Here is a 26,610-nt window from a genome sequence, read left to right on the forward strand (position 1 = left end):
AACGCTCCGCAGTGGGGTGGGGCAGCAGTATGCGCGCGACCGGGGATGCTGGGCGTCAACGGTGCGACGCTTTAAACCATCGGCAGGCCCGTTGCACCCAAGCTCATCAGACCTCAACCGGCAGATATCTGGTCCATGCGCACCGTTACCCTGCGGCACCTGTCCCTCGCCCCCCTTCTTGCCATGGGGGTGCTGGCTCTGGCTGGGCTGCTGGTACCGGGTTACAGCATCCTCAGCCAGCACATGAGCGAACTGGGGCTGCTGCAGGGGTGGCCGAGGTGGGTGGAACGGTCGGCCGCCGTCATCAGCGGCGCCGCGATCCTGGTCTTCAGCGTGGCGTTGTTGGCCCATGGCAGCCGCTTCGCCTGCTCCGCGCTTACCTCGTTACTGTTTGCTGCCTGCATGATCAGCAACGGCGTTTTCACTACGGGCAGCCCACTGCACGGGCTCTATGGCATCGGCATGTTCTCGGTGCTAACACCACTGTTGTTCATCAGCGAGTACGGGCAGGCGGGTTCGGCGTGGCTGCGCGTTGCCTCGAGGGCCGTTTCTCTTATCGGCGTGCTGTACCTATGGATGATGGTGTGCGGGTTCGACCCGGCCGCCTACCGTGGGCTGACCCAGCGGCTGGCGGCACTGCCCGCGTTCGCGTGGTACGCGCTGGCGGCAATTGAACTGCGCCGCGCGCATGGTGCCGATGACCGACATGACGGCTGAATAGGGCAGACCTCGCCCCAACGTGCATGAAGGCAGAAGAAAGCCGTGTGCGCTTTGGCTACAAGGAACGCTGGCCGCAGCAATAGCGGCCATTACAGCCGGCGTTTGAACAGCCTCTGGACCATGAACATTTACACGCCATTTCACATTTCTTCACACCCCCTCCACCTCGTCCAACCGTAGCTGAAAGGCGCTCGGTCAACTGCCGAAAAGGTCGCTATATTCGGGCTTCCCCAGACGAAGGAGGGAGTGCAATGTTCCTGAACCAGCAACACAAGACCCTGGCCCGCACGCTCGGTGTAGCCATCCTCGCCGCCGCCGCTCTCAGTGGTTGCGCCACCTACAAGGACGAATTCGCAACCATCAATTCGCGTCTCGACGCGCTTGATGTGAAGGTGCAGGGCGCAGCCCAGAGCGCCGAGTCGGCCAACCAGTCGGCACAGCAGGCCAACCAGCGCCTGGACCAGATCGAAGGCCGCGTACAGCAGCTTGAATCGGCACCGCGCCGTACCCCGCGCGGGTGATCGCTCCCCCACGCAGTACCCGTACTGTTTGACCCGGACACCGGTGGCCTTCGCGGGCCACCGGTGCCCACCCCGTAGTACCCGTAGTACACGTAGCAAGGAGTCGTGCCATCCCTATGTTCCCCACCCCTGCAAACCGGCCGCTGCGCGCTGCGCTGGCCATGGCCCTGGCGTTGACCCTTGCCGGCACCGGTGTGGCAAGTGCGAAGAACGGCACGCCGCCGGCACCGTCTTCGGCGGTTGATGAACTGCCCGAAGGGCAGAGCGTGTCCGACACGGTGATTGAACTGGCTGGCTGGGTGGTGGCCAGCAAGGACAGCCAAGGCTATCCGTTTGCCATCATGGACAAGGCGGCCGCACAGATCCTGGTGTTTGGCGGCGACGGCAAGCTGCGCGGCGCAGCGCCGGCATTGTTCGGCTCGGCCAAGGGTGACCACATCGCCCCCGGCGTAGCGGGCCTGGCCCTGCGCGAGATTCCCGGCCGCGACCGCACCACGCCGGCGGGCCGTTTCATCGGCGGCTTCGGGCCGTCCATCGATGCCGGCCGCGTGCTGTGGGTCGATTACGAATCTGCGGTGTCCATCCATCCCATGCCGAAGGGCACGTCGAAGGAGAAGCGTGCGGAGCGCCTGGCCTCGGCCACCCCGGACGACAACCGCGTGACCCACGGCTGCATCAATGTCTCACCGGTGTTCTACGACGAGGTGGTGAAGTCCACCTTCGAAAAGGGCGGCGTGTTCTACGTGTTGCCGGACAAGGCATCCATTGCCGAAACTTTCCCCGAGTTCGCGCAGAGCCGCGAAAGCGCAGCGCAGAACGGCGAAGGCGAACGCCACGCCGGCGCCAAGTAAGCCGACAGGTAATCCGGTTGGCGGGCGCGGCGCGCGGCGCGCTTGCATCCGACGCTGGCGCAGACCACCATGCAGGTCGGCCTTGGGGAACCCTGCAATGGAACTGCTGACGCTCGATCATTTCGCCCGCCACGTCGATCAGACCTTCTCGGCCGTCATCAATGACGGCGAAGTGCCGTTCGTGCTGGTGGAAGCCCGCGCCCTGGATGCATCGCGGGCGATGCCGGGCGCCGCACGTGCGCCATTCTCGCTGTTGTTCCGTAACGCGTCGGCGTTCCTGTTTCCGCAGCAGATCTACCCCATGCGCCACCCGGAAGTAGGCGAGGTCGGTATCTTCCTGGTGCCCATCGCCCGTGAACAGGCCGGGTTCCTTTATCAGGCTGTATTCAACTGATCTTGCCGGTCTGCTACGCGCGGGCGCGCTGCCAGCGCATCAGCAGATGCGTGCCTTGCTGCTCGACCCCCACGAAACCAAGACGCTGGTAGAGGCGCAGCGCGGCTGGATTGGCACCGTCCACGTGCAGTTGCATGTCGCTGCCGCGCAGGCCGGCTTCGTGCTGGCTGTGCGCGATCAACGCCGTGGCAACACCGCGACGGCGCTCAGCGGGGAACAGGCTGATATCCACGATCAGGTCGTGCGACGCCCCGCATTGCAGGTAGTAGCGCCCCACGGCGGCACCATCGTGCTCGATGGCCAGAAAGTGCGAGTCGCCGAAGTGGGCCAGATAGTGCTGGTGCTGCAGCGCGAACTGGCTGTCCAGGAACATCCGCTTGGCCGCTTCCGGCCAAGGCACCGGTGCCAGTTCCTCGGCGCGGGTGCTGGCATACAACTCGCGCAGCCACGGCAGATCATCCGCAACCAGCGGCCGCAGGCCATACCCGCGCTGCAGCAACAGCGCGGGCAGGGTGGGGCAAGCATCGCGGCTTGGCGGAAACGGGGCGAGCGGTGCGGGCGCGGCCATCGGCTCAGCTGAAGCTGGGGAACACGCCCTGCAAGGCGATGCAGAAGTTGGTCGCCAGATAGGGCTGCCGGTTCTCATGGGGCTGCCCGCCACCGGAGGCGCCGACCATTCTCGGGCTGAACTGCGCATTGGCCGTGGCGTTGGTCACAAAGGGCATGCCTGTAGCAGGCACGCCGAGGTAATTGCCCGCCTCGGGCGTCGCATTGCGTTTGCTGCTATCGCGCTGGTTGTAGAGCGTCAGCGAATGGCTGTGCGCCGGAACTGTCTGTTGGGTCAGGGCCACAGCATTGGTGCCGAAGGCCTCGCCGATGCTGTGCTGTGTCAGGCCCGGGCCCTGGCCCTGGCTGGTAGCCGCGCGATTGACGAAGTTGGGCAACTTGAATGTGTTTACGCCATCGCCGCCGTAGCTCGTCCCCAGCAGTGAAAACAGAGCAGTGTTCTGTCGGATGGGCAACGTCGTGCCATTGCAGGTGGCCCAGTTCCGCGGGGCGAAGTTGAAGCCGAACAGCTGGATCTCGCCGAAGAAGGGTTCGGTCATGGTGAATTCCTTGTCGGATGCAAAGAGGGGTTCAGCCCTGCGTCGGGAAAACGCCCGCCCAGGCAATGCAGAACTGCACCGTCAGCGTGGGCATCTGGTTCTCGTGCGGTTGATTGCCACCCTGGCTGACAATCACATTGGGGGCCAGTACGGCCGCGTTGGCGCCGGTGATGTCTTTCACGAAGACGCTGTCGCCCGCCACCGTTGCCGGCAGCACGCCGTTTCCTACCGTGCCGGTAGTAGCAAGGGCGGTGGTGGCCATCAGTGGCGGCGCATGCGCAGGCATCTGCACGGGAAGCACCGTGACCTGCTCAGTGCCTGCCATCTGGCCCACCACGTAGCGGCTCAGTCCTGGGCCTTGTCCCTGGTGGATCGGTACCCGGCCGCGCAGATCGGGCACGCCGAAGGTGGTAATGCCATCGCCACCGTAGGTGGTGCCCAGCAGCGTGTACAGCACTTCATATTCGGCGATCGACTTCAGTGACCCATCGCATGTGAACCAACCGTTGGGCACGCGCTGAAAGCCGAACATGCGGATTTCTCCGACGTAAGGGGTACTCATGTGAAGCTCCTTGAGCAGTCGTCGGCGCGGTCAGCTGCGCGAGGGGTAAATGCCCTGAATTGCGATAACGAAATTGATCGCCGTATAGGGCTGCAGGTTCGGGTGGGGCTGGCTGCCTCCCCCTGTGCCAACGCCTTGCAGGGGAACCAACGTGCCGTTGTCCGGGCCGAACAGAAGTCCGCTGTCGTTGCCGTACAGACCGTTGGTGGGGTTGCGTACCGCACCCGCCGCGGTGGTGCCGTAGGCCTGCGCGGTGTGCGCGGGCACTTCGTTGCTGATCAGTGTCACGTTTTCCACGCCAGCCACGAGGCCTTGCTGATACTGCGGTGGATTCCAGCCCGGATCGGCCGACGGTCCGGCGCCGACCGGCGTCCGCGATTGCATGTTGGGCAACGCGAAGTTTGTCGTGCCGTTCCCGCCGTACTGCGTGCCCAGCAGCGAAAACAGGGCCTGGTTCTGTGCAATCGAAAGCAACTGGCCGTTGCAGAGAGCAAAATCTTTGGGTGCAAACGCGAACCCCGTGAGCATTATCTGCCCGAGGAAGACTTCGGTCATGCCTTGATTCCCCCGATAGCGTGATGGCCGGACGTCATGTCCGGGCCGCATTTACTCTCGCTCAGTCAGCATGGGCGGTTCAAGTGAAATTTTTGTGCATGCGCAGCAATATCGAAAGCCGGGCAAGGGGGGCACTTCCCTTTACCCCCGGAATACTGTTTGAATATGGCGCAGCCGTTCTAAAGGGGTGCGGCCCGGGTTATCGACCTGGCGTCCGCGGACAGGGGTAGGGTCTCGCTGTACCGGCACGGACGCCTGGGAGTGTTCGCGCCTGTGCAGTGCCAACAGGGGCAGAACATGCAACTTTCGTCAGCGCACAGCGTGGGGGCGTCGCGTGCGCGTCCGCATGCCCTGGTTTCATGGTTCGGTTCCTGGCTGGCGATTGCACTGCTGTGCATCTGCAGTCTGTGGCCGCAGGTGGCCGCCGCCGCGCCGTCCACGTTCTGCCCAACGCTGAGCATGTCTGTGGCCCATAGCGGCTCGCAGACCATCGACATCGACCATTGCCACGGCGGTTTTGGTGTTTCTGCAGGTACAGCAACCACTACTCATGGCACCCGCACCGTTGGCCAGCAGACGGTCAATGCGCAGCCGCTCACGTACACCCATAACGGCGACAACGGCACCAGCGATACCTTCGTCATCCAGGATGACTCGGGGGGCGACATCACCGTTACCGTCACCATCGGCCCGGCGGCGGCCATTACCCTGGACGCCAGCCCGGCCGTGAGCCTGCAGGCGGGTACCGCGTTCAGCAGCACCCTCAGCGCCAGCGGTGGCACAGCGCCGTACACCTTTACCCTCGACGCCGGTGCGCTGCCCCCCGGCGTGACCCTGGGGGGCAATACGCTCAGCGGCACCCCCACCCAGCGCGGCGCGTATTCCTTCACCCTGCGCGCAACAGACAATGTCGCGGTCAGTGGCACGCGTGCGTTCAGCGGCACCACCGCCAACCCGGTGCTGAGCCTTGCACCCGCCTCGCCGCCACCGGCCGGGCAGGGCGTGGCCTATTCGGTCAGCTTCACCCCCAGTGGTGGTGTGGCGCCCTACACCCTGGCCCATGAGGCCGCCAGCGGCGTACTGCCCCCGGGTCTGTCACTGAGTGGCAATACGCTCAGTGGCACGCCCACGGCACAAGGCACTTACACCTTCGGCATCCGCGTGACCGACAGCAGTAGCGGCCCCGGCTTCTATGCCGAGGTGGAGACGGTCACGTTGGTGGTGGCGGCGCCGCCCACCATTGTGGTCAACCCGGCCTCGTTGACCGTTGCCGCCATCGGGGTGGCGTACAACCAGACGCTCACCGGCAGTGGCGGTACCGCGCCGTATACCTTTGACCTCAGTGCTGGCACCTTGCCGCCCGGGCTGACCCTCAACACCACGACCGGCGCGGTGAGCGGCACGCCAACGTCGGGAGGCACCTTCAACTTCACCGCACGTGCCACCGATGCCAGCGGCTTCCAGGGCACGCGTGCGTACACGCTCACCGTGAACGTGCCGACGATTGCCGTCGACCCCAGCACGCTGCCCAACGGTACGGTTGGCGCCAGTTACAGCCAGGTCATCACGGCGACAGGGGGAACGCCCACGTACAGCTACGCGGTTACCTCTGGCTCCCTCCCTACCGGACTCAGCCTGGGCTCCAGCGGCACAATGTCGGGCACCCCAACGGCCGGCGGCACGTTCAATTTCACCCTCACCGCCACCGACAGCTCCGGCGGTACCGGTCCGTACACCGGCTCCCGTCCCTATTCGCTGACCATTGCGCCGCCCACCGTCAACCTTCCGGCCACCAGCCTGGCCGATGCGACCCAGAACTCGGCGTACAGTGCATCACTCAACCCCGCCAGCGGTGGTGTGGCGCCCTACACCTATTCAATCTCCGCTGGCGCGTTGCCTGCAGGTGTCACGCTTTCGGCGGGCGGCCAGCTTTCCGGCTCGCCTACCGCGGCAGGCACCTTCAACTTCGCGGTAATCGCAACGGACAGCTCCACCGGCAGCGGACCGTACAACTCTGCACCGCGCGGCTACGTGCTGCAGGTCATCAGCAGCCCGCCGGTGACCAATCCTGTTTCGGCAGCCGTGGCGTACAACAGTGGCGCCAACCCGATCACGCTGAACCTCACCGGCGGCGCCGCCACTTCGGTGGCAATCGGCACCGCGCCCGCACACGGCACGGCCATTGCCAGCGGAACGACAGTGACCTACCAACCCAACGCCGGCTACGCCGGCCCGGACAGCTTCACCTATACCGCCACCAACAGTGCCGGAACGTCTGCACCGGCTACAGTGACGATCACCGTGGGCAACCCGACCATTACCGTCTCGGCCAATAGTCCGTTCAGCGCCACGGTCGGCGCTAGCTACAGCCAGACATTCACCTGGAATGGGGGCGCGGCGCCCTACAGCAACTACACGGTCACGGGCCTGCCGGCCGGGCTGAGCATCACCGGAACGACGGCAAACAGCGTTACGGTCAGCGGCACGCCTGCTGCGGCGGGACCCTTTACGCTCAATGCCAGCGCCACCGACAGCAGCACTGGCAACGGGCCGTTCACTGTTGGCCAGACGTTCTCGCTCACGGTGGCGGCACCCACGCTCAGCATGACGCCCGCGGGGGGCAACCTGCCCATGCCTTACGGCACCGCCAGCACCATCAACTTCGGCACGAGTGGCGGAACCGCGCCTTACAGCTATTCAGTGGTTACGGGTTCACTGCCGGTGGGCGTCAGTTTCAGTTCGGCAGGCGTTCTTTCCGGTACCCCGACGATGCCGGGTAGTTACAACGTCACGATCCGTTCGGCGGACTCCACCGTCGGCACCGGTGCGCCGTTCAACGTGCAGCAGAACTACACCATCGTGGTGGGCGTACCGACGATCAGCATTGATCCGGCCACCCTGCCCAACGGCACTGCTGCGCTTGCCTACAGCGCGCAGTTCACTGCCAGCGGTGGCGCCGCACCGTACACCTATGCGCTGCTGGCAGGCGGGCTGCCACAGGGGCTGTCCCTCAGTTCCTCGGGGGCCATGACCGGCATTCCGCGTTCGGATGGCAACTTCAGCATCACTGTTCGTGTGACCGATGGCAACGGGCAGACCGCTGACCGCGTCTACACCTTCTCCGTTGACCCGGCCACCGTGGTCATCGCCCCGGCCACGCTGCCGGGCGGCGTGGTCGCCACGGCTTACTCGCAGAGTCTGACCAGCAGCGGCGGCATTGCGCCGTACACCTACGCAGTGGTTTCCGGCGCGCTGCCCCCCGGTCTCGCCTTCAGTTCGGCAGGCGTACTCAGGGGCACCCCCACCACCGCCGGTAGCTACACGTTCGTACTTCGCTCCACCGACGATGTCGGCTACAACGCCAGCCAGAGCTACACCCTGGTCATCAGCGAGGCGTTGCCGGTCGCCACCGACGATACGGCCACCACCCTGGCCCAGCAGGCGGTCACCATTCCTGTCACAGGCAATGACACGGGCGTGATCACCGCGATTGCCGTGGCCAGCGCGCCGGCGCACGGCACGGCCGTCGTCAGCGGTCTGAATGTGGTCTACACGCCAGCAGCCAACTACTTCGGTGCCGACAGTTTCACCTACATCGCCAGCGGGCCAGGTGGCAGTTCGGCCGCCGCGACCGTGGCCATTACGGTCAATGCACTGCCGGTGCCGGTGGGTCAGCCGCGCGCAGGCGTGGTCACACTGGCCGGCCAGGCCGTGCTGATCGATGCAGCCGTGGGCGCCAGCGGCGGGCCGTTCACCGGGGTCACCCTGGTGTCCGCACCGGCCACCGGCACCACCACGGTAGACGGCACGATCATCACCTACACACCGCTGGCCACCACGTCTGGCCCGCAGAACATCGTCTACACCTTGAACAACAGCTTCGGTGCATCGGCGCCCATCACCACCACGGTGACGGTGAACGCGGTGCCGGTAGCAGCTTCGCAGCGGCTCACCGCCAATGCGGGCGTGCCGGTCGTGGTCGAACTGACCACCGGCGCGACCGGTGGCCCGTTCACCGCAGCAACACTGGTCTCGCTGTCGCCGGCCAATGCCGGTACTGCCACCATCGCGGCCTCGGGCAACGGCGCCAATGCGGGCTACCGCCTGACGTTCACCCCGGCTGCGGCGTTCTCGGGCACGGCCACGGCCACCTTCACCCTGGCCAATGCCTTCACCACCTCGGCCCCGGCCACTGTCACCTTCGATGTGATCAGCCGGCCCGACCCGACCCAGGATGCCGAAGTGATGGGCCTGTTGGGCGCGCAGACGGCCACTGCGCGTCGCTTCGCCACCACCCAGATCGGCAACTTCCAGCGCCGCATGGAAGGGCTGCATCAGGGCGGGGAGGGTGCACGTTTCGAGAACGGCCTGAGCTTTGGCGTGGACCGCCGCTGCCAGGAAGACGGATGGCGTACGCCGGGCAGCGACTGCCGTCCGCTCGGCATGCCCGATGACACCGCAGCAGGTACAGGCGCAACTGCAGGCAACGCAGCGGCGCCGCGCAGCCGTGGCGGCGAAGGCGGCAGTCTGACGCTGTGGACGGGCGGTTCGATCAACAACGGTGACCGCGATGGTCGTTCTGGAAGTGCCGGCTTCGACTTCCAGACCAGCGGCGTCAGCGCCGGTGCCGACACCCGCCTGAGCAGCGATTTCGCCATCGGTGCAGGCGTCGGCTATGGCCGCGATACCACCGATGTCGGCCACAACGACACCCGCAGCAAGGGCGAGAGCTACACCCTGGCCGTGTACAGCAGCTACCACCCGGGCGACCACTTCTTCGTGGACACCCTGCTGGGCTACCAGTTGCTGTCGTTCGACTCGCGCCGTTACGTGACGGCCAACGGCGCGATGGTGCAGGGCAAGCGGGATGGCAGCCAGTGGCTGGCGTCGCTTTCGGTGGGCGGTGACTACCAGCGCGACCGCCTCTCGCTGACCCCGTATGCGCGGCTGGACCTGGCCCGGGCCACGCTGGATGCGTACACCGAACAGGGTGATGCGATCCATGCGCTGCACTACCAGGACCAGGACGTGGATACCACCACCGCCAGCCTGGGCCTGCGCATGGACTACCGCGTACCGGTCAGCGTCGGCACGTTCACGCCGCAGCTGCGGCTGGAATACCAGCATGACTTCCAGGACGACAGTACGGTGATCATGAACTACGCCGATCTGCCGGGCGGGCCGTTCTATCGCAGCGTGATCGATGGCCTGAAGACCAACCGTTTCGTGTTTGGCCTGGGCGCGGTGCTGCAGACCGAGCGTGAGTTCAGCCTGCGGCTGGAATACCGCGGCCTGTTCGGCAGCAGCAGCGACACCGACCACGGCGTGCAGCTGAACCTGGAAAAGAAGTACTGAGCCAATCGGGCAGGGCCGAGCATGTACTCGGCCCTGCCATGCTGCGAACCTGCCGTCAGTTCAGCACGAAGCGGATCGGTACTTCCTGTGCTGGCTCGGAGGCATCGAATCCTGCGCCGCAGGCAAACTGCCAGCGCTTGCCAGCGGCCAACGCAGCGTCGTCCAACAGCGGCGAGCCGCTGCTCTGGGTCACGTAGGCGAGGCGCGCGGTCTTGCCATCGCCCTGCGGTTGCAGCGCCAACAGCACGGTGCCCTGCACGTTGTCGCGGAATGCGGCGGGCGGGTAGCGGGGAGGATTGTGCGCCTTGCTGGTCAGGTCCACCTTGCAGTGCTGGGCCGCATAGGGAACCACCCATTCGGCGGTGCCGCCCTGGTTGCCTTCGCAGCGGTACCGCCACTGTTGTGCGCTACGGCGTACCGGCTCCGCATCGTGCGGGCTTTCCACTTCCACGTCCCTGGCAGTGCCATCGGCGGCCACCTGCACGCGCAGCTTCGCCTCGTGGGCGGGTGCAAGGCTAGTAGCGGGATATTTCAGTTCGGCCACCGCTGCAGGATGGCGAGCCATGGAATCGGCAATCACTTCGCAGCGGGCGGATGCCTGCGCTGCGGCCGGCAACAGACCAGCAATCATCAATGCAAACAGCGGCATATGGCGATGGTACTTTTTCACTCGCGCTTCCTTGTCGGTGATGGATGGGGCAAAGCCCAGCATAGCGGCGATCACGCCTGGTTTCATTCTGGCATTGCACACTACGTGGCGTTTCCTTCGCAGAGATCCTTCAATGAGCCGGATATTCGTGATTGGCGCGGCCGGAAAAGTCGGCCGTGCACTGTTGCAGCAGGCGGCGGCGCGCGGGCACCGCGTGGTGGCCATGCATCGTTCCGCCGAACAGACGCCCGAGCTGTCTGCCTTGGGCGCACAGCCCGTGCAAGGCGACCTGCTGCAGCTGCGGGCCGATGCGCTGGCCACATTGATGCAGGGCAGTGACGTGGTGGTGTTCACCGCCGGCGCAGGCGGCAAGGGCGGCACGGCCATGACCGATGCCATCGACGGGCGCGGCCTGGAACTGGCCGTGGCCGCCGCAACCCTGGCACAGGTCCCGCGCTTCCTGCTGGTGTCGGCGTTCCCCGAAGCCGGTCGCGGCAAGCACCTGTCGGATACGTTCGAAAACTACATGGCGGTGAAGAAGGCGGCGGATGTGCACCTGGCCAGCAGCAGTTTGGACTGGGTGATCCTGCGCCCCGGCACGCTCACTGATGCACCCGGCACGGGACGGGTGCATGCGGGGTTGGCCATTGCCTATGGCGATATCCCGCGTGAGGACGTGGCCGCCGCGCTGCTTGCGCTGGTGGAGCAGCCGCAGGTCAGCCGGCGCATCATTGAGCTGACCGAAGGCCAGACCCCGGTGTTCGAGGCCGTGCATCGTCTGTAGCGTCGAGCTTGCTCGACGGAACCACCCGCACGCCCACCTGCGCTAGCATGCAGCTTCAAGCAAGGAGCACAGCATGGGCGATGCAATGGACACCCAGTATCTGGACGCCACACCAGCTCCTGCGCACGCGCCCGATGAAGGCCTGACCTTCCACGCACTCTACCGCCGCGTGCAGGGGCTGACGGGTCAGAGCATCTACCCCAAGCCGGGCGCTGTTGAGCGCTGGTCGGTGAGGGTGGGTGCGGGTGCCGCACTGTTGGGGCTGACCACCGGGCTGCTGCTGGACCGCTGGGTGCCTGCCAACGTACTGCTGCCGTTGCTGCTGGCGTGCCTGGCGGTGGAGGTCGGTGGCTTTGTCATCAGCGGTGTACTGATGGCGCGCAGGGAATACCGGCAGTACATCCAGCCCAGACTCTCGCACGCCAAGGAAATGGATAATGAGTTCGGGCATTGGCAGGCCGCTGTCGCCGAGCTCCAGCGCTTTCCGCGGCATGAGCGCGAACAACGCCTGCGTTTCGTCAGCGTGCTCCGCGCCAGCATGGGCGAGCGCATGGGCCTGCTCTATGGCGGCCTGCAGAGGCTGGGCCCGTTTCCGCTGCTGATTGCGCTCTACGTACAGTACCGGAGCTGGAAGGCTAATGGCTGGCAAGGCGTGTTCGACGTGGGCTGGCCAGGCGGCATCCTGATCTTCACCATGGTGCTGCTGTACATCATCGGCTGGATGCTGATCATCCAGCGCGCCCGCCTGGACACCTACGTGAACCTGCTGGAAGCCTCGTTGCACCATGAACCCGTAGCGTCGAGCTTGCTCGACTGACGCCATGGCAACCGCGATGCGTACCCTGGCCGTATGTGTGTTCCTATTATCGCAGTCCGGATGCGCAACATTCGGAGGCGATCTGATCGTGCGCGTTTCTGGGCATCTGCCAGCGGCTCATGCAGCGGACGACGGCCGACCATGCGAATTGACCATACTGGGCGCATCTGACGTAGCCATTGCATCGAAACCGGTCAGCAGTCGCTTCTCGGTTCCCATGATGGTTGTTGCCGGGCCGGAGCCCAAGCAGTACCACTTCACCGTCCAATGCCCGGACGGAACAATGTTCGAATCGAAGTCGGTACAGATCAGTAGCCGGCGATCCGACGCCAGGGACATCGACCTGGGCCAACTTCACAAACGGTAGGTAGGATCAGGCGCCGGAATCGCTTGCGGCTCGGAACATCCGCGCCCTCGTTGCTGCGTAGGCCCGCGCCTGCGGCACCCTGATCTTCTTCAGGTAGCCAGGCAGGTCGGCAGCGTTGCGACGATGGATTAGATACTCGATCAGGTGACCGATCGGCGTATGCAGATTGGCCGGCTCGTTGACGATATTGTCCGGGCCGCCATCGGGCTCAGTGAATGCCGCGAGTTTCTGCCCGATGTACTGGAACGTCTGCAAGCGCTCGGCACCCATCAGATCCCGCAACGCAGTGGCTGTGGTACCGGCGTGCCCGAGCCACGTTTCATGCAGGCTGACAATGACAGGTTCTGCAGGCGCATCGAGATCGAAAGGTTGGCTCGGCAGATTCGCAGCCAGAGCTCGTACATAGTCGCGGTAGTCCTCAGAGGTCAACAGGTCGACAAGGGTCACTCGCCACCCCGCGCCGCAAGACGGTCCCAGATGCGCCCGGCACGCTGCTGCGCCGTAGTCACATTGATCACCGCCTGCACACCCAACCGGTCACGCAACTGCTGCAGGTACAGGCTGCGCGGCGCCACCACCTGTCCCATGGACTGCACGATGCCCGCAGGTTCTTCGGGCGGGAACTTGCCGGGCGCGATCGCACCCATCTGTGCCACGCTCCAGTTCATTGCGAACGGCGGTGCCTGTACCACGTAGATATCGTGCTCGGTGTTCCAGAACATCTGCTGTGCGCCCGCCCAGCCATGCCCGCTGCCGCTGTATCGGCGATTCTGCGCGCGCAGCATGTAGCCCTTGGTGTTGTCGTACAGCACGCCGGTAGACCAACGATGGTGCGGACCGCTGTCATTGCTGTCATCGGTGGCCAGGCAATCCAGAAACACGTTGGGGCCCGATGTGCGTGCGCCGATGACGAATGTATGCCGGCCGCCGCGGTTGTAGCAACGCTGGGTCAGGTTGAATGCCGCGTTGCCTTCGTACAGAAAAACATAGCGGCGTGCACCCTGGGTTTCACCGAAGCGGGGATCCAGGTAGGCGATGTCCTGCAGCGTGTTGAAATGTGCACCGTTGCGTGTAACGAAGCCGTGCGAGACATAGCGCACGGTCACATCGCGAACCCATGAATCGTGCACTCCGCCCAAGCGCACAGCGGTAAATGGGCCGATGTCTGGCGTGCCGTTCTCTGTATCGGTTGCCGGGTTGCCTTCCAGTCGCAGGTCTTCGATACCGACCTGGGCGATGCGGTCGGGGTGCGTGCGATAGACGTGGCCACCCCCGAAGCGCGCCTCGATGGCATCCACGATCGGGGCATCCAGGGTGATTGTGTCGTGGTCCAGAGCGGTGACAACCCGTTCGCTGTACACGCTGTAGTCACTGGCCGTCCATCGGTAGCGGGCGGTGTCGATGCCTTCAGGGCCCAGCCAACGCTCGTTGGGCTCACGGGCGATGGCCACGGTGTCTCCCACGCGATAGCCGGCCGTGGATTTCACCGTGATACGCATCGCCCCAACAGGTACATAATCCATGGTGATCGCTGTGCGGCGTTCATCCTGGGCAGGGCGGGGGACCTTGGGCTCGCTGTCACCCACGTCGATGATCTTTCCTTGCCGCTCTCGAACGTCAGAGCGCAGGACCGTGCCGTCGGCGCCCCGGCCTTCCCCGCGCAGCACCACGCCGCTGGTGCGAAGGGTCAACGTCCGACTGAGGCGGTAGTGTCCGCGCCGCAGCAGCACCGCACCGCGGAGGCCGCGGTTGTCTGCGGCTTGCGTGGCGACTGCATCAATGGCCGCCTGGATGCGCGGATAGTCATCGCCCTCCGCTGCGGGCTCGAGCGTCTGCAGCACGGGAATACTGCCGCGCTCGGGCAGGGCCACGCCGCCACCTTGATAACCTGCGCGGGAGAAGTCCGGCACGATGTTGCGAGGCTGCTTCGCACCACGTTCGGCGTACAGGGCATAGCGCAGTACCCCGTTGCGGCCGAGGCTGACCAACGGCGCATCTGGGTCGCCGTTGATGGGGTGGGTAATAGGCCCAGCGGACAGGGCCGGCTCGGCCGCCAAACCAATAGGCGCGCCGCAGCAGGGCAGGGCTACGAGCAGCAGCATAACTACGCGGCGGCGCGACCAGAGAGCAGTCATGTGTGCGATGCCTACTTCCCCCACCGCCATCCAGGCGGCGCACCTTTCAGCCAGCACACCAGCACCAGTACCAGCGAGACGGCCCACGTGTACAGCATGAATGCCAGGGGTCGACTGAAGGGCGAAAACAGGAACGGACCCGCCACCAGCAGTACGAAGGCCGCGCCGTAGACCACCCAGCCTTGCCACGCGCAGGGCCAGCCCCAGCCCCAGCCATAGCGCTTCGGGGTAAACCAGTAGTTCTTCTCGGCCATATCCGTATCCCTTGTATTACGCGTGTGCTTCCCTGTGCCATGCGGCGCCTGCTGCAGAGCGTACCGCGTTCATCCCCGGCAGCAGGTCCGCAACAGCTTCCACGTCCGGGTGCAGCCGCACGATGGATCCCATCGAAACCACGCGTGCCTGCGCGGGGTCAGCCCCCGCGCCGTCCAGGAAGGCCCATGAGTGGTCATCACCGTAGTGGGTCACCACCAGTACCGGGCTGCCATCCAGCACGGCCTGGCTGGTAATGCACGCCACGTTTGGCGCCTGGTCGAATTTCCATTCCATTGCGGTCTGTTCCATGTCCGGGCGGTTCAACGGTCCATCTGCTCGTCCAGCATCTTCGCCTGCTGCGCGTAGTAGCGGGCCGATGCCTCATTCTTCTGCGCCTTGAACACCGCGCTCGCGGCCTGCGCTGCCTTACTGGCTGCGGTGAAGGCGTCCGCGTTGTCCTGCCAGGCGCTGTCCTCGCGGGTCGCCAGGTCACCGTCCTTCCAGCGCCCGGCGATCAGCCCGCCTTGATTGCCGCGGGCGGTGTCGATCACTCCGATCACCGGCACGCCGTCCTTCAATTCACCATAGAAAACCTCGCCAGCCTCCGCACCATCGCGGCGGCGCAGCACGCCCAGGCCGTCGGCCTTGCCGTCAGGGCAGACGCCGATCCAGTAGGTGGGGCCCGAGGGAAGGGAACGAGGCGGCAGGAACTGGCAGCCGCTTGCCGGGTCCTTTGACCAACCGGCTTCCGGAGCGCCGGGGTTGGCGGCGCTCGCGGTGAAGGCCAGCCCCAGCAGGGCGATGATAAGCGCAGGTTTCATGTCACAACTCCTTTGGACATTCAGCGGCAGGGATCCTGGTCAGGGGAGGCATCGGGGTATGGGCACGGGAAGAAGCCCGTGTTGCCCAGTTCGGCAGCCGTTGCCTGCGCCACGCCAAGTGCAACCCGCCAGTGGCCATTCTCCAGCACGGCGCCAACTTCGGCCTGCTGCTCCTGGTCAATCAGGCGTGCAAGGAAGGGGAACGCCGCGCGCATGTCAGGTCGCTCGGTCCAGACCGGGGCATCCACGATGCGGTAACGATAGCGCACCACGCCATCTTCGCCGCGGTCAATGGCGGTGACCTGCCGCTCGCCAAAACAGAGATACGGTACGACCGAGCTGCTGTTTCCCATGCCATCCAGCCGAAGAAACGGCTTGCCCGCTTCAGTAACGGAAACCCGCGCGCGAGGGGTCGGGTTGGCGCGATCCTCAATCGCCTCGCGGTGCACCAGATCGGCGGCGATCAAGGCGTCAACCTCCGGGCGCGCCAGCAGTTCCGCGCTTTGTTCGATGGGCCATTGCGGGGCAATCAGCATCGCGCAGACCTTCGATCCGTCCAGCTGATCGCGCAGATCTTCAGCCAGCGCCGCCGATCCATCGCCTGCGCTGCAGGCCGACAGTGCCAGCGTTGCAGCCGCCGCGGCGAATGAAAATGCGATGCTGCGAATGCCCAGTTGCATCATGCGGGGGGATTCTCCTTTTGGAAATCCCATCTTAGTTCGTGGCTGCAGCGGGCGTGTCAGACGCCCATCACGAAGTGAGCACCATCACTCAAGCATTTCCACAGCGTCGGCCGTCGGCAAGGGATAACCGTAGTGCCAACCCTGGCCTACGGCATCGGCGGCCAGTTCACGCAGCAGACTGGCCTGCTGTGGCGTTTCAATGCCCTCGATGATCACATCCATCCCCAGGTTGCGGGCAATCTGGTACATCCCCGGCAGCACCGAGCGCAGCGGTGAATCTTCGGTAATGGCGGTCACGAACATCCGGTCGATCTTCACGCCCTGGAACGGCGATTCGGCAAGGTGCGAGAAGTTCGCGCTGCCGGTGCCGAAGTCATCGATCAGCAACTTGTAACCCATGGCCTCCAGCTCGCCGATGTTCGCCTTGCCGACCGCGCACAGTTGCTCCCGTTCGGTCACCTCAATGCGTATCTGCGATGGGCCCAAGCCGGCTTCGCGCAATAACGCATCGAGATAGCGCACCACATTCGGCTGGGCCAGATCATGGGGTTCTGCGTTCACACTCACATACATCTTCGGGTGGCGGCGCAGCGAAGGCCCGAGTTCCTGCAGCGCCCGCGCCAGCACGTGGCGGAACAGCAGCGGCGTCAGGTTGAACTGCCGTGCAATGGGCACGAACACCGAAGGAGGAATGTCCTCGCCGGCGTCCGGATGCCAGCGGCTCAGGGCTTCGAATCCGACCAGTTGCTGATCGCGTATACGGCAGAGCGGCTGATACACCAGCTTTATCTCGCCCTGTTTGATGGCCTGGTCCAGCCGCGCGTGGATCGAGCCATGCTGTGCGTTTCGCCGGCGCGCCAGAACGCAGGCGCCAACAGCACCGGCGATCGCACTCAGGCACAGCATCAGCGCCAGCACCCAGCCAGGCAGCCCGGCAACGGAGCGGCGCGGCGTCTCCACCACCACGCAGACGGTGTTCTGCGTGCTGCAGGTGCGGCTGTGCACGGTAGTGGCCTGCGCGGCGGCAGCTGTGCCCGGTTGCAGCTTTCTGATGGTGTAGCTGCGATTACCCGCAACGATGCTGAGCGTGCTGGTACTGGTGGCCAACCCGTCTATGCCGTCGAATGCCGAGGTGGACGAGACACTGAAAATGCCGTCGCGGGCAATCAGCGTCGTGCCCTCATACTGGGTTCCGGCCAGGTCCTCACTCAGCCAGACCCGCGAGTTTCCCAGGTGGAACGTAGGCGGTGGCAGCGGCCGTGCAGCCAGATCGCCCCAGGTGGCCGAGCAGGTCAAACGCCCCTCATCAAGCCGCCCAAGATCGGCAATGAAACTGGAGTGGAAGGTGAGGGCCTTGAAACGCTCCAGCTCCTCGGCTGAGCAGGGCGTGCCCGGTACGCGCAGCGCCTCATCCATCACATCGCGGCGCACGCGGGTGATGGTCTCCGAGCGGCCCAGGACGGCCTGGGCGATCCGCTCGGACGTGGCATTGTCTTCTGAATAGAGCACGGCCTGCGCCCCGGCCAGCAGGGCGGCGGCGGCCAGCGCGGCGATCACGATGGCCTCGGTAACAGCGCGGCGGCGGGCGGTTGCTCGAATCAGGCTCAAGTACGGCCCCCTGTACGACATGGCGTCTTGGGCTGGCCCCAGCATGGGGCCAAGGGGCGGTGGGGGCAAGGGGGAGGGGGGGGGCAGCAGGAGCCAGCCCCTCTCCCCGGAGTTACGAACTCGTACAGTCGAGCTTGCTCGACTGAACCGCTCCGGCGGCCTTCTAGGGGTGCAGCGGCGCCCGGTCGAGGGCGCCGCTGGGTTGTTCCGGGAAGTCGTGGCCGCGACCCATACTTAGGCCGGAAAAGTAGTCATAACGTTAAGCGTGACTCTAGCCCGTTCTTGCGCTTGTTGGGCGTGGCTACAGTTCCGCCAGCTCTGCACACAAAGCATCGCAAACACGGAGCATCCTGAGAACGGCGTCACAAGCTTGATCAATGTCTGTGAACTTCTCGGTCAACAGCGACCCACCATTCAATGAAAGCTTCTTTCTTCTGAACTTGCTTTCCAGCAACGCTGCATATTTGCCGCGATGCTCAAGCACAACCAGCCTTGGCCGCCACCGTATGAAGACGTGGATCTCATTTGCCTTCAATGCCGCCCGGACAAACAGGGGCCAGAAGTCGCTTGTGGACGGTATCGAGTGCAATGGCCGGTAGGACACATGCGAGCGCCTCATGTCAACACGATCCAAGTCGTCGAGTTCGTCGCTCTGCTCTGCATCCAGGATGGCACCGTGCAACATGTCAAGTCTGGTCAGGCCCAGCAATTCCTCGCACGCATCGCGGTGCTGGTGAAAGAGTCGAAGCAGCTGCCCTTTACTGCCGGTAGCGGCCAGTTTCGCTGCCGTCCAATCAATGGGGTCGCGGAGGAATGCATCCTCCTTCCGCAGCTCAGACACGGCGCCTGGGTGACGGTTCGCGAGTGCGCGCGCCAGTCGGTCAATCTCACGGATGTTGGGTGACCGGTAGTCGAACTGCTGGCGTGCGTAGGATAGAACAATGGACGCATCTCCATTGCCTCGCTGCTCTGCCAGCTCCGCACGTCTTGCCGCACGTTCAAGCCAAGCGTAACTCAGCCACGCCCAGCGAGGGTCACAGCCGACGGCCTCAGGGTCGTCGTTGAAATCACGGTCCAGAGCAACAAAAGCCATGTCAAAGGCCGAGAACGCGCCGCGACTGAGGCGTGACGCGCTTAGGCGGGTCACGTACTTTCCGAGCTGGTCTCTGGTCAACCGTGCTCCCGCCTTGTTCTCAATAGCAATGATAAATTTGTTCTCGGGATCAACAACCAGAAGATCAAGGATGCAGGTTCCTTCATCCTCCTTCGTCCCGGGCAGTCGGTACTCACGGAAGAACATCGCCGAGGCGAAACTGGTGGTCATGATGCGGGTGGGCGTCCAGCCGCGGACGAAGTCCACGGTCAAGCCCTTGCCCTTGATTCTGTCTGCGGGAGCCTCCAGGCTCCCCGCTTCATACACAGCCAGAAGGAAGTCGCGGAAGATTGCATCGTTCTGTCCGTGCCCCTCGCGGGCGTTGAACATCCACGCGAGCATGTCTGAATGCTGCGTCTCCCGGATTGAAATGATGTCGAAGATATCAGTCGTGCTGCGCGCACGCTCAACAAGCTCCGCCCACTGCGAGTCAGCACAAAGTGCTGCAATACTGTCCATGTAATCGCCTCATTGATCTGCCACATCGATGCCGATGCCTCGGCGCATTGCGTTAGAATCCTGCCGGCCCGTTTGGGTACGCTCTCACGCTATCGGCAAGCATTTCATAGTAATAGTCGGTCGCTACCTGCTGTGCGTCCACGCCAACAGTCTCTATCGCCTCGTTTACTTGATCTATCCATACGTGGAGGAAGACATCCATGACACTGGGGTGCTCCCGCTCCTCCGCCGAGAAGTGGTGCTCGCTGGCAATCAGGAACCACTCCCTGTTCGCGGCTATTCGATTGTGCTCAAACATGTTCTGGATTGAGAGCTCCAGATGCGCGCAATCTTGAGCCACCCAAAGCGCACGCAAAATTGGCTTAGCTGCCGACGAAGTGCCATGAAGCTCCTCAATTCTGCGATTTGGGTTCAGCGTTCTTCCTATCTTGATTCTGTTGATATGCAGCGGATCCTGCAGAAAGTAAACGTACCCCGCGTTGCCTGTGAAGCTGCTCGTCATCCTAGCCATTTGGTCTCCATTTCCATAATGCCAAGTGCCAACACCGACCGTAGCGGCGTGAGCCTTGAATTCTTTAGATGTGGATCGGTGCAGTGTCCGCTCCAAAGCGCTCGGCGGGTCGACAACTTTCGTCGGTTGACATCTGCTTGTATCGTCGTCAGGGCCGCCCCCGCTCTCGTTGGTGCTAGGGTGCCGCTCGGCACGGGCCAGGTCATCCGCAGTGGGGCTCACTAAAGGGCTGAGTAGCAGACAGGGCAGTTCGCATGGCAGCGCGAAAGGGACATCATCTACCGCTGTTGCCAAACGCGACAACAATCTCAGCTACCATCCCCCCCAGACACCAGGGGGCTGGCATGGACGCAAGAATTGGTTTCCTCATCGCGCTGATAACGCTGGCGCCGTCGGCACACGCCCAGCAGATGCGCTCCGCCACCGGGCCCCAGCCCGCGCCGAAGCACACGCCATCCGTTCCGAAGGCACACAACCCCGGTGCCGAGCCGATGAAATGCGATCAGTTCATCGACCCGCGCATGCGGCTGTACTGCGCAGACATTGAGCGCGGCTACGTACAGGGCGAGGCCCGGCGCCAAGGCTTGCCTACGCCATCCAGTGAAGTCGTGCGCCTGCCGGCCTATGGAACGGCTGAATCCAAGCGGGTAGGGGCAGCCTGCTTGGGTGGCACGGCCATGCGCCGCCTGAGCAATGGCTGGGAGCAGCTACGCACTGCCAAGGGCGAATGGCTTCGCTGTCGGGAGCAGTGAGACAGGGGCAATGGGTGTGTAGCAGGCGGACCTGTCAGAACACTGTTGCGCTGTAGACAACATCCATTTCCCTGTCGTGCGTGACCCAATGGGTCGTCGCGCCTTCGTTGCACAGGTAGAACGTGCCGTTGGAAGCCGATGCGCGCGACCAGGCATCGCGGGCGAACATTGGGAACCGGCGCATTACGCGCTTGCTGGGCATTTCTGGCCGCGCCGTTATTCTGCAATTCTCGGGCAACACAAGTGCGCCAGATCGCAGGCGAAAGACCAGCCATGACGCATTCGTGTCGATGACGTGGGTCTCGCGGATGTTGACCGCATCTGCAGGCAACCACGTGGGAAGCCACTTCGCTTCGCCGATGGCGTTTCTGTTCATGGCCGCATCGCGGTCGGAGTATTCAACGCTCACCACTTCCATGCAGCCGGGCACGAAGAGTGCTGGGACGAGTATCAGCAAGATCCGAAAAAGCTTCATGCGAACTTCCCCTCTGCAGCAAACAATAGCGAACCCACAGCTTGCGTCGCGCTATACCCGTTGTAGCGCGGCGCCCCTTCGGTACTGATCAGGCGTCCTCCCAGCATGCCGCTTGAACATCTCACTGAACGACGTTGAATTTGCGTACCCCAGCTCTTCTGCAATCTGCGTAATCGACCGTTCCGATCCCAAGGCATCGATTGCCTTTAGAAGGCGAAGTCGATTGCGCCACTCTCCGAACCCCATGCCCAACTCCCGCTTGGCCAAGCGTTCGAGCGATCGGACACTGATATGGTGGTGCTGTGCGACCTCAAGTGCAGAAGGAGATTCCTGAAGGCGAGCCTCGGCGTACCTCAGGATCCGCTTCAGCACCTCACCGCGGGCCAGCGGCAGAAAACTGGCCATCACCGGCGCAGCCAGAATCAGATCAAGCGCCACCGCGCAAAGCCGCCGGTCTTCCGGCGTTACGGCGTCATCGATGCCCCGACGGGCGAGCTCATCCAGGACTTCCTTCAGCAAGGCGCTGACCGCCAACGCCGTTGGGGTGCCGGGCATCCTCACGGACGCCTCCGTGCGATGGCGCCGATTCCGGCTGCCGCCGCTGCCTGGGCAAGGTCGTTCTTCATGGGAAGCCATGCTAGCCGCGCGCCCGCGGGTGGTTTCGCACATTTCGCCCGGCCGCGCGAGTAAATTACTCTGCCAGATCCACTACACGAGCGTGCGACGTGGACAAGTTCGACCTCGCCATTCTTCAGATTCTGCAGCAGGACAACCTGACGCCACAGCGCGTGATTGCGGAGCGGGTGAACCTGTCGCCCGCTGCGGTACAGCGCAGGGTCTCGGCGCTGATGAAGTCCGGCGTGATCGAGAGGAACATCGCGGTGGTTGACCCGCGGGCCGTCGGAGCATTGGTTACCGTCGTGGTAGAGGTGCACCTGGTCAGCGACCAGTCCAGCGTGGTGCGCACCGTCAAGGACGCTTTCCTGGCCGTGCCCGAGATCCAGCAGTGCTACCACGTCACCGGCAACGGCGGGTTGATCCTCATCGCCTTGCTGCCTGACCTGGAAGCCTACGGTCGCCTGGCCGAGCGGCTGTTCGCAGACAACGCGCTGGTGGAGAGCTATCGAAGCCTTCCGGTGCTGGAGCGCGTCAAGGTCGGGCTGACCGTGTGCGGCCCTGGTAGCGAATAACCGGAAATTTCGATGCGGCAGAGGATGGGGCAGGGCGCCCGATCGGGTTCCGCTGTCATCAATAGATGCAACAATGCCGCCTGCTTGTTCGTACCGCGTACTCATGAAATATCGACTTGCCTTTCTGCTGTCCCTGATCGTGCCCATGACTTGCTGGGCTGCGCCCTCGCAGACCGTGACCTCACCCGCGCCGCTCCCGCCATCGGATGGCCGCGTGACCGTTTTCCTGGCCGGCAGCATCGAGATGGGCAAGGCCGGCGATTGGCAGGCGCAGGTTCAGCAGGCGCTGGCAGATGACGGCGTGCTGATGCTCAACCCGCGGCGGGATGACTGGAATCCGGCGTGGAAGCCCAGCGCCAGCGACGCGAACTTCCGCCAGCAGGTGCAGTGGGAACTGGCCGCGCTGGAAAAGGCGGACATCGTGCTGATGTATTTCGCCCCGGGCACGCAGAGCCCGATCACCTTGCTGGAATTCGGGCTTTACGCGCGCTCCGGCAAGCTGCTGGTTGCCGCGCCGGAAGGGTTCTGGCGCAAGGGCAACCTGGACATCACCGGCGACCGCTATGGCGTGCCGCGCTATGACAATCTGGCCGATCTGATCGACGCCGTGCGAGCGCGGATCCGCCAACCCCGCCCGTAGAGTCGAGCTTGCCCGACTGAAGCCCTAGAACTTCATCCTCACACCACCATTGACCACGAACCCTTCCAGCGGCGCCCATGCGTCCACCGTCCACTGGCCATCATCGGCGCGGCGAGGCCGCAGCATCGGGTTGTAGCCGCTCTGGCGTACGTTGAGGATGTTTTCCAGGTTGAGGAACAGGCTGATGTTTCCCAGCACAATCTCGCCCAGGGCACCCACTTCCAGATACGGCCGGCTGCGCCGACGCCAGGGATTGTCATCAAGCGCCTGGATGCCGGTGTAGTAGGCTTCCAGGCCCACACGGCCACGGCCATGCTGCTCCCACATGGCAACCAGCCCTGCGCTGTGCCGGGGGGTGAGTGAAACCAGGCGCCGGCGGGTGCCTGCTTCACCGGGCTCGCGCGCATCGGTGTAGACATAGCTTCCTGTAACGGTAACGTCCCGCCAGCGGTAGCGCAGCAGAAGTTCACTGCCACGGGTGCGGGTAACGCCGTCCACATTGACCAACTGCACGCGCTCACCTGGGGCGGTCGCAGCGTCCACCAGGCGTACCGCATGGTCGATGTTGGACGCGAACACGCTGAGGTTCAGTTCTCAGGGGCCATGCACGTACCCTGCATCGATGGACCCGGTCGTAGCAATCTCCGCGCGAAGTCCGGAGAGCGGCTCAAGCCGTGACAGGCCAGCTGCCTCTATCTGCTCGACGAAAGGCGTTGGTGCGTAGAAGCCCCTGCCAACCGAGTCGCGCAGAGTCCATTGGTCAGGGCGGAACAACAGCGACAGGCGGGGGCTGAAGTGCCCGCCATAGGCACTGTGGTCATCCCAGCGCGCACTGCCGGACAGCGTAAGGTCATCGCGCAGCGTGTGCTCGGCCTGCACGAACAGTGCAGGTACGGTGTATCGGTAATCAAACCGGGAATATCGGTCAGAACGGAACCGGTCCTGCTGGGCGGCGATGCCCGCCAGCCAACTGGTGGCGCCAACGCCGGACGCATAGCTCACTTCCGCAAAACCCGTCTGATGGGTGTCGCTGTCCTGCGAGGGGCCATACCCGTGGTCGTGATGGGTGGACATGGCCGATGCGCGCAGCTGCAGCCGGTCGCTCCCGCGCACTGGAACATCCACCACTGCCCCGGCGTCGTAGCGCTCCGTGCGCTGTGTCAGCGCGAAAGGCTGCCCGTCGGGCGCCAGGCGACCGGGCAGGGTTCCGCCCCAGCGGCTTTCGCGCGTTGCACCTGCTGTCAACATCGCACGCGCGCCATTTTCCGCTTCCCAGAACAACCGCGGCCGGATCGTGGCACGCTCGTAGCCGGGAATGTCGGCCCAGCCGTCCCCGTCCAGATCCTGGCGGTCCTGGCGATGGTAACCACCCACCACCGAGAGGCCCCAGTGGTCGGCCAGCGGCCCGCCGGCATAGCCCGTCACGTCCTGCCCACCACGGCTGGTGGCGTTGAGCAGCATTTCGGCCTCGGCGGTTTCCTTGGGCCGGCGGGATATCAGGTTCACCACGCCACCCAACGCTGCTGGGCCATACAAGGCCGATGCACTGCCCTTGATGATCTCGACACTGCCAAGGTCGGTCGGGGGAATCTGCAGCAGTCCGATGGACGATGACTGACCGCCGTACAGCGGCAATCCATCGGCCAGCAACTGCGTGTAGCGGCCACGCAGCCCCTGGATGCGGATGTTTGATCCACCCATGCCCGGCGAGGTGTTCTGCACCCGCACGCCCGCCGTCTCGGCCACCAGCATGGAGATGTTGCCCGGCGACATCAGCAGCTTTTCCTCGATCTCCTCCTGCGATACCACGTCTACCCGGATCGGCTCGTCGGAAACGCGACGCCCTGACCGGGTTGACTGCACCATCACCGCATCCAGCTCCACGGCCTCATCGTGGTGGTCGTCGTGCGCGGCGGGCGGTTCATGCGCATTGGCCGGGGCAAAGGTGGACAGCAGGGTAGCGCTCAGCGCCAGAGCAAGCGGGTGGGGCAGCAGGGTCATGGGTCGTCAGGGCGGCAAGGCCGCGCGGTGGCGAAGTAGCCCAGCGTTGTAAACCTTGATGCGGCTACAAGGTCAAGCGCGAGGTTGCGGCTGAAGGGCCTCCAGCACCCTGCAGTCAGCCACGCGGCCGCCCGGGCAGTTGCCGATCATCCGCTCAAGTTCGGCCTGAAGCGCCTGCAGGTCCTGGATCCGGCGACCGATGTCAGCGATATGCGCTTTCACCACATCGTCCACCGAACTGCATTCGTGCTCCCGCTGTTCACCAAAGGCAATCAATTCGCGGATCTGTTCGATCGAAAAGCCCAGTTCGCGGGCGCGACGCACGAACGAAAGACGTCTCTGGTCCTGGCTGCCGTAGTAGCGGTAGTTGCCCTCCGACCGCAGCGGCGGCTGCAGCAGCCCTATCTTCTCGTAATAGCGGATGGTCTCGGCCTAGGTGCCGGTCTGGCGGGCCAGCTGACCGATGGTGAGGTGGGTGGGCATGGGCTTGACCTTGTAGGGGCTACAGGGTTGATAACGACTGTCCCACCGCTTTTCAAGCCCGGCTTACCGGGCGGGAGACACCCATGGACCACTGCTGCGGCCACAAGCGCCAGGAACTGGAAGCCTTGGCCCTCCACAGTGCGCAGCGGCGCGTACTGGTGGCGGTACTGATCATCAACCTGGCGATGTTCTTCATCGAGTTCGGTGCAGGCATCGTGGCGCGTTCCAGCGCTCTGCAGGCCGATGCAGTGGACATGCTGGGCGATGCGATCGTGTACGGCCTGAGCTTGTGGGCGGTAAACCGAGGGGCGCGCTGGGAGGCCGGTGCAGCCCTCGCCAAGGGGCTGCTGATCCTGGCGTTCTTTGCTTTCATCGTGGTGGAGGTGGTCAACAAGCTGGTCCACGGTGTGCCGCCTTCCAGCGGCTTGATGCTGGGGTTCGGCGCCATTGCGCTGGTGGCCAATCTGCTGTGCCTGGCGCTGCTGTGGCGGTTCCGCGCGCTCAACATCAACATGAAAAGCACCTTCGAGTGTTCCCGCAATGATGTCGCCGCCAACATCGGTGTACTGGTGGCTGCCGGTGGCGTTGCGCTTACCGGAAAGGGTTGGCCGGACATCGCAGCAGGCGCGGTGATTGCCCTGTTGTTCCTGAAATCTGCAATTGGCGTGATTGGCGAGGCATGGCCCGCGATACGTGCACCTTCAAAGTAGCCACCCGCCCCACCCGTAGAGTCGAGCTTGCTCGACTGAATGTCCCGCCAATC

Annotated in this window: 28 protein-coding genes and 1 pseudogene; 11 read left to right on the plus strand and 18 right to left on the minus strand. The window is 64.2% G+C overall.

What is annotated here, in order from left to right; all coding sequences use genetic code 11:
- The first annotated feature begins 135 nt into the window (after positions 1-135).
- The 4 genes from G4G00_RS11095 (at position 136) to G4G00_RS11110 (ending at position 2,486) form a co-directional block, all read left to right on the plus strand.
- Positions 136-717 (plus strand): DUF998 domain-containing protein, encoded by a 582-nt coding sequence (locus G4G00_RS11095; protein ID WP_164273495.1) that lies wholly within the window; start codon positions 136-138, stop codon positions 715-717.
- A gap of 254 nt (positions 718-971) precedes the next feature.
- On the plus strand, positions 972-1,241 hold the full coding sequence (locus G4G00_RS11100) for a hypothetical protein (RefSeq protein WP_108749682.1): 270 nt from the start codon (positions 972-974) through the stop codon (positions 1,239-1,241).
- A gap of 167 nt (positions 1,242-1,408) precedes the next feature.
- Entirely contained in the window at positions 1,409-2,092 is a 684-nt protein-coding gene (locus tag G4G00_RS11105; protein WP_164273652.1) for a hypothetical protein, read from the plus strand.
- A gap of 97 nt (positions 2,093-2,189) precedes the next feature.
- Positions 2,190-2,486, plus strand: a complete 297-nt coding sequence (locus tag G4G00_RS11110; RefSeq protein ID WP_108749681.1) for a hypothetical protein — start codon at positions 2,190-2,192, stop codon at positions 2,484-2,486.
- Between the two features lie 13 nt (positions 2,487-2,499).
- Here the strand turns inward: G4G00_RS11110 and G4G00_RS11115 are convergent, their stop codons facing one another.
- Genes G4G00_RS11115 through G4G00_RS11130 form a run of 4 tightly spaced genes read right to left on the minus strand, consistent with a single transcriptional unit; the run spans position 2,500 to position 4,709 of the window.
- Positions 2,500-3,054 carry a GNAT family N-acetyltransferase gene (locus G4G00_RS11115; protein WP_164273498.1) on the minus strand — a complete coding sequence of 185 codons (555 nt, stop codon included), beginning with the start codon at positions 3,052-3,054 and terminating at the stop codon, positions 2,500-2,502.
- Positions 3,055-3,058: 4 nt separating this feature from the next.
- Positions 3,059-3,592, minus strand: coding sequence for a tail fiber protein (locus G4G00_RS11120; RefSeq protein ID WP_164273501.1), 534 nt, complete (start codon positions 3,590-3,592; stop codon positions 3,059-3,061).
- Between the two features lie 31 nt (positions 3,593-3,623).
- Positions 3,624-4,154: a tail fiber protein gene (locus tag G4G00_RS11125; protein WP_108753156.1), complete on the minus strand. Its 531-nt coding sequence runs from the start codon at positions 4,152-4,154 to the stop codon at positions 3,624-3,626.
- Positions 4,155-4,184: 30 nt separating this feature from the next.
- Positions 4,185-4,709 (minus strand): tail fiber protein, encoded by a 525-nt coding sequence (locus G4G00_RS11130; RefSeq protein WP_108753155.1) that lies wholly within the window; start codon positions 4,707-4,709, stop codon positions 4,185-4,187.
- Between the two features lie 297 nt (positions 4,710-5,006).
- Here G4G00_RS11130 and G4G00_RS11135 point away from each other — a divergent pair, with 297 nt between their 5' ends.
- Positions 5,007-10,064 (plus strand): putative Ig domain-containing protein, encoded by a 5,058-nt coding sequence (locus tag G4G00_RS11135; RefSeq protein ID WP_164273503.1) that lies wholly within the window; start codon positions 5,007-5,009, stop codon positions 10,062-10,064.
- Positions 10,065-10,119: 55 nt separating this feature from the next.
- Here the strand turns inward: G4G00_RS11135 and G4G00_RS11140 are convergent, their stop codons facing one another.
- On the minus strand, positions 10,120-10,938 hold the full coding sequence (locus tag G4G00_RS11140; protein WP_240336127.1) for an energy transducer TonB: 819 nt from the start codon (positions 10,936-10,938) through the stop codon (positions 10,120-10,122).
- Between G4G00_RS11140 and G4G00_RS11145 the strand changes: the two genes are divergently transcribed.
- Entirely contained in the window at positions 10,847-11,497 is a 651-nt protein-coding gene (locus G4G00_RS11145; RefSeq protein WP_164273510.1) for an NAD(P)-binding oxidoreductase, read from the plus strand. The two genes, G4G00_RS11140 and G4G00_RS11145, sit on opposite strands and share 92 nt — an antisense overlap.
- Before the next feature lie 73 nt (positions 11,498-11,570).
- Positions 11,571-12,314, plus strand: coding sequence for a hypothetical protein (locus tag G4G00_RS11150; RefSeq protein WP_234414706.1), 744 nt, complete (start codon positions 11,571-11,573; stop codon positions 12,312-12,314).
- 373 nt (positions 12,315-12,687) lie between these two features.
- Here G4G00_RS11150 and G4G00_RS21825 read toward each other — a convergent pair whose 3' ends face one another.
- The 9 genes from G4G00_RS21825 to G4G00_RS11195 form a co-directional block, all read right to left on the minus strand.
- Positions 12,688-13,128: a hypothetical protein gene (locus G4G00_RS21825; RefSeq protein WP_205515545.1), complete on the minus strand. Its 441-nt coding sequence runs from the start codon at positions 13,126-13,128 to the stop codon at positions 12,688-12,690.
- Complete coding sequence (locus G4G00_RS11160) at positions 13,125-14,816, minus strand: hypothetical protein (protein WP_159093967.1); 1,692 nt, start codon at positions 14,814-14,816, stop codon at positions 13,125-13,127. Before G4G00_RS11160 ends, G4G00_RS21825 begins: the two co-directional genes overlap by 4 nt.
- 11 nt (positions 14,817-14,827) lie before the next feature.
- Positions 14,828-15,070 carry a hypothetical protein gene (locus G4G00_RS11165; RefSeq protein ID WP_108753151.1) on the minus strand — a complete coding sequence of 81 codons (243 nt, stop codon included), beginning with the start codon at positions 15,068-15,070 and terminating at the stop codon, positions 14,828-14,830.
- Positions 15,071-15,086: 16 nt separating this feature from the next.
- Positions 15,087-15,365, minus strand: a complete 279-nt coding sequence (locus G4G00_RS11170; RefSeq protein WP_164273513.1) for a hypothetical protein — start codon at positions 15,363-15,365, stop codon at positions 15,087-15,089.
- Positions 15,366-15,391: 26 nt separating this feature from the next.
- On the minus strand, positions 15,392-15,892 hold the full coding sequence (locus G4G00_RS11175; RefSeq protein ID WP_108753149.1) for a hypothetical protein: 501 nt from the start codon (positions 15,890-15,892) through the stop codon (positions 15,392-15,394).
- Positions 15,893-15,912: 20 nt separating this feature from the next.
- Positions 15,913-16,575 carry a hypothetical protein gene (locus G4G00_RS11180; protein ID WP_108753148.1) on the minus strand — a complete coding sequence of 221 codons (663 nt, stop codon included), beginning with the start codon at positions 16,573-16,575 and terminating at the stop codon, positions 15,913-15,915.
- A gap of 84 nt (positions 16,576-16,659) precedes the next feature.
- Positions 16,660-18,183, minus strand: coding sequence for an EAL domain-containing protein (locus tag G4G00_RS11185; RefSeq protein WP_164273516.1), 1,524 nt, complete (start codon positions 18,181-18,183; stop codon positions 16,660-16,662).
- 301 nt (positions 18,184-18,484) lie between these two features.
- Positions 18,485-19,795: a PD-(D/E)XK nuclease family protein gene (locus G4G00_RS11190; protein ID WP_164273519.1), complete on the minus strand. Its 1,311-nt coding sequence runs from the start codon at positions 19,793-19,795 to the stop codon at positions 18,485-18,487.
- A gap of 52 nt (positions 19,796-19,847) precedes the next feature.
- Positions 19,848-20,297 (minus strand): GIY-YIG nuclease family protein, encoded by a 450-nt coding sequence (locus G4G00_RS11195; RefSeq protein ID WP_164273522.1) that lies wholly within the window; start codon positions 20,295-20,297, stop codon positions 19,848-19,850.
- A 353-nt stretch (positions 20,298-20,650) separates the two neighbouring features.
- Here G4G00_RS11195 and G4G00_RS21950 point away from each other — a divergent pair, with 353 nt between their 5' ends.
- A complete protein-coding gene (locus G4G00_RS21950; protein WP_240336128.1) occupies positions 20,651-21,058 on the plus strand; it encodes a hypothetical protein in 408 nt (135 codons plus the stop codon).
- A gap of 34 nt (positions 21,059-21,092) precedes the next feature.
- On the opposite strand, the gene G4G00_RS11205 is transcribed toward G4G00_RS21950, so the two are convergent.
- On the minus strand, positions 21,093-21,533 hold the full coding sequence (locus G4G00_RS11205; RefSeq protein WP_164273525.1) for a hypothetical protein: 441 nt from the start codon (positions 21,531-21,533) through the stop codon (positions 21,093-21,095).
- A 51-nt stretch (positions 21,534-21,584) separates the two neighbouring features.
- Positions 21,585-22,088, minus strand: coding sequence for an AraC family transcriptional regulator (locus G4G00_RS11210; protein ID WP_164273528.1), 504 nt, complete (start codon positions 22,086-22,088; stop codon positions 21,585-21,587).
- Between the two features lie 170 nt (positions 22,089-22,258).
- Here G4G00_RS11210 and G4G00_RS11215 point away from each other — a divergent pair, with 170 nt between their 5' ends.
- Entirely contained in the window at positions 22,259-22,723 is a 465-nt protein-coding gene (locus tag G4G00_RS11215) for an Lrp/AsnC family transcriptional regulator (protein ID WP_164273531.1), read from the plus strand.
- Positions 22,724-22,937: 214 nt separating this feature from the next.
- On the plus strand, positions 22,938-23,363 hold the full coding sequence (locus tag G4G00_RS11220; protein WP_205515546.1) for a nucleoside 2-deoxyribosyltransferase domain-containing protein: 426 nt from the start codon (positions 22,938-22,940) through the stop codon (positions 23,361-23,363).
- A 24-nt stretch (positions 23,364-23,387) separates the two neighbouring features.
- Here G4G00_RS11220 and G4G00_RS21955 read toward each other — a convergent pair.
- A pseudogene (locus tag G4G00_RS21955) lies at positions 23,388-25,364 on the minus strand (TonB-dependent receptor).
- 72 nt (positions 25,365-25,436) lie between these two features.
- The gene (locus tag G4G00_RS21960; protein ID WP_275898493.1) at positions 25,437-25,787 is read right to left on the minus strand and encodes a helix-turn-helix domain-containing protein; all 351 of its coding nucleotides are present in this window, start codon (positions 25,785-25,787) and stop codon (positions 25,437-25,439) included.
- 218 nt (positions 25,788-26,005) lie between these two features.
- Here G4G00_RS21960 and G4G00_RS11235 point away from each other — a divergent pair, with 218 nt between their 5' ends.
- Entirely contained in the window at positions 26,006-26,557 is a 552-nt protein-coding gene (locus G4G00_RS11235) for a cation transporter (protein ID WP_240336130.1), read from the plus strand.
- The last annotated feature ends 53 nt before the right edge of the window (positions 26,558-26,610 follow it).

Source organism: Stenotrophomonas sp. B1-1 (assembly GCF_010894375.1).
In the GTDB taxonomy this organism is placed as follows: Bacteria; Pseudomonadota; Gammaproteobacteria; order Xanthomonadales; family Xanthomonadaceae; genus Stenotrophomonas.

Coding starts and splice junctions, on each gene's coding strand:
- G4G00_RS11145 (WP_164273510.1), top strand. CDS start 10,847: ATGAGCCGGATATTCGTGATTGGCGCGGCCGGAAAAGTCGGCCGTGCA.
- G4G00_RS11095 (WP_164273495.1), top strand. CDS start 136: ATGCGCACCGTTACCCTGCGGCACCTGTCCCTCGCCCCCCTTCTTGCC.
- G4G00_RS11170 (WP_164273513.1), bottom strand. CDS start 15,365: ATGGAATGGAAATTCGACCAGGCGCCAAACGTGGCGTGCATTACCAGC.
- G4G00_RS11125 (WP_108753156.1), bottom strand. CDS start 4,154: ATGAGTACCCCTTACGTCGGAGAAATCCGCATGTTCGGCTTTCAGCGC.
- G4G00_RS11195 (WP_164273522.1), bottom strand. CDS start 20,297: ATGACGAGCAGCTTCACAGGCAACGCGGGGTACGTTTACTTTCTGCAG.
- G4G00_RS11130 (WP_108753155.1), bottom strand. CDS start 4,709: ATGACCGAAGTCTTCCTCGGGCAGATAATGCTCACGGGGTTCGCGTTT.
- G4G00_RS11180 (WP_108753148.1), bottom strand. CDS start 16,575: ATGATGCAACTGGGCATTCGCAGCATCGCATTTTCATTCGCCGCGGCG.
- G4G00_RS11175 (WP_108753149.1), bottom strand. CDS start 15,892: ATGAAACCTGCGCTTATCATCGCCCTGCTGGGGCTGGCCTTCACCGCG.
- G4G00_RS11150 (WP_234414706.1), top strand. CDS start 11,571: ATGGGCGATGCAATGGACACCCAGTATCTGGACGCCACACCAGCTCCT.
- G4G00_RS21950 (WP_240336128.1), top strand. CDS start 20,651: ATGGACGCAAGAATTGGTTTCCTCATCGCGCTGATAACGCTGGCGCCG.
- G4G00_RS11120 (WP_164273501.1), bottom strand. CDS start 3,592: ATGACCGAACCCTTCTTCGGCGAGATCCAGCTGTTCGGCTTCAACTTC.
- G4G00_RS11160 (WP_159093967.1), bottom strand. CDS start 14,816: ATGACTGCTCTCTGGTCGCGCCGCCGCGTAGTTATGCTGCTGCTCGTA.
- G4G00_RS11115 (WP_164273498.1), bottom strand. CDS start 3,054: ATGGCCGCGCCCGCACCGCTCGCCCCGTTTCCGCCAAGCCGCGATGCT.
- G4G00_RS11110 (WP_108749681.1), top strand. CDS start 2,190: ATGGAACTGCTGACGCTCGATCATTTCGCCCGCCACGTCGATCAGACC.
- G4G00_RS11210 (WP_164273528.1), bottom strand. CDS start 22,088: ATGCCCGGCACCCCAACGGCGTTGGCGGTCAGCGCCTTGCTGAAGGAA.
- G4G00_RS11165 (WP_108753151.1), bottom strand. CDS start 15,070: ATGGCCGAGAAGAACTACTGGTTTACCCCGAAGCGCTATGGCTGGGGC.
- G4G00_RS11190 (WP_164273519.1), bottom strand. CDS start 19,795: ATGGACAGTATTGCAGCACTTTGTGCTGACTCGCAGTGGGCGGAGCTT.
- G4G00_RS11135 (WP_164273503.1), top strand. CDS start 5,007: ATGCAACTTTCGTCAGCGCACAGCGTGGGGGCGTCGCGTGCGCGTCCG.
- G4G00_RS11140 (WP_240336127.1), bottom strand. CDS start 10,938: ATGGCCACCACGCGGTGCCCGCGCGCCGCCGCCTGCTGCAACAGTGCA.
- G4G00_RS11205 (WP_164273525.1), bottom strand. CDS start 21,533: ATGAAGCTTTTTCGGATCTTGCTGATACTCGTCCCAGCACTCTTCGTG.
- G4G00_RS11100 (WP_108749682.1), top strand. CDS start 972: ATGTTCCTGAACCAGCAACACAAGACCCTGGCCCGCACGCTCGGTGTA.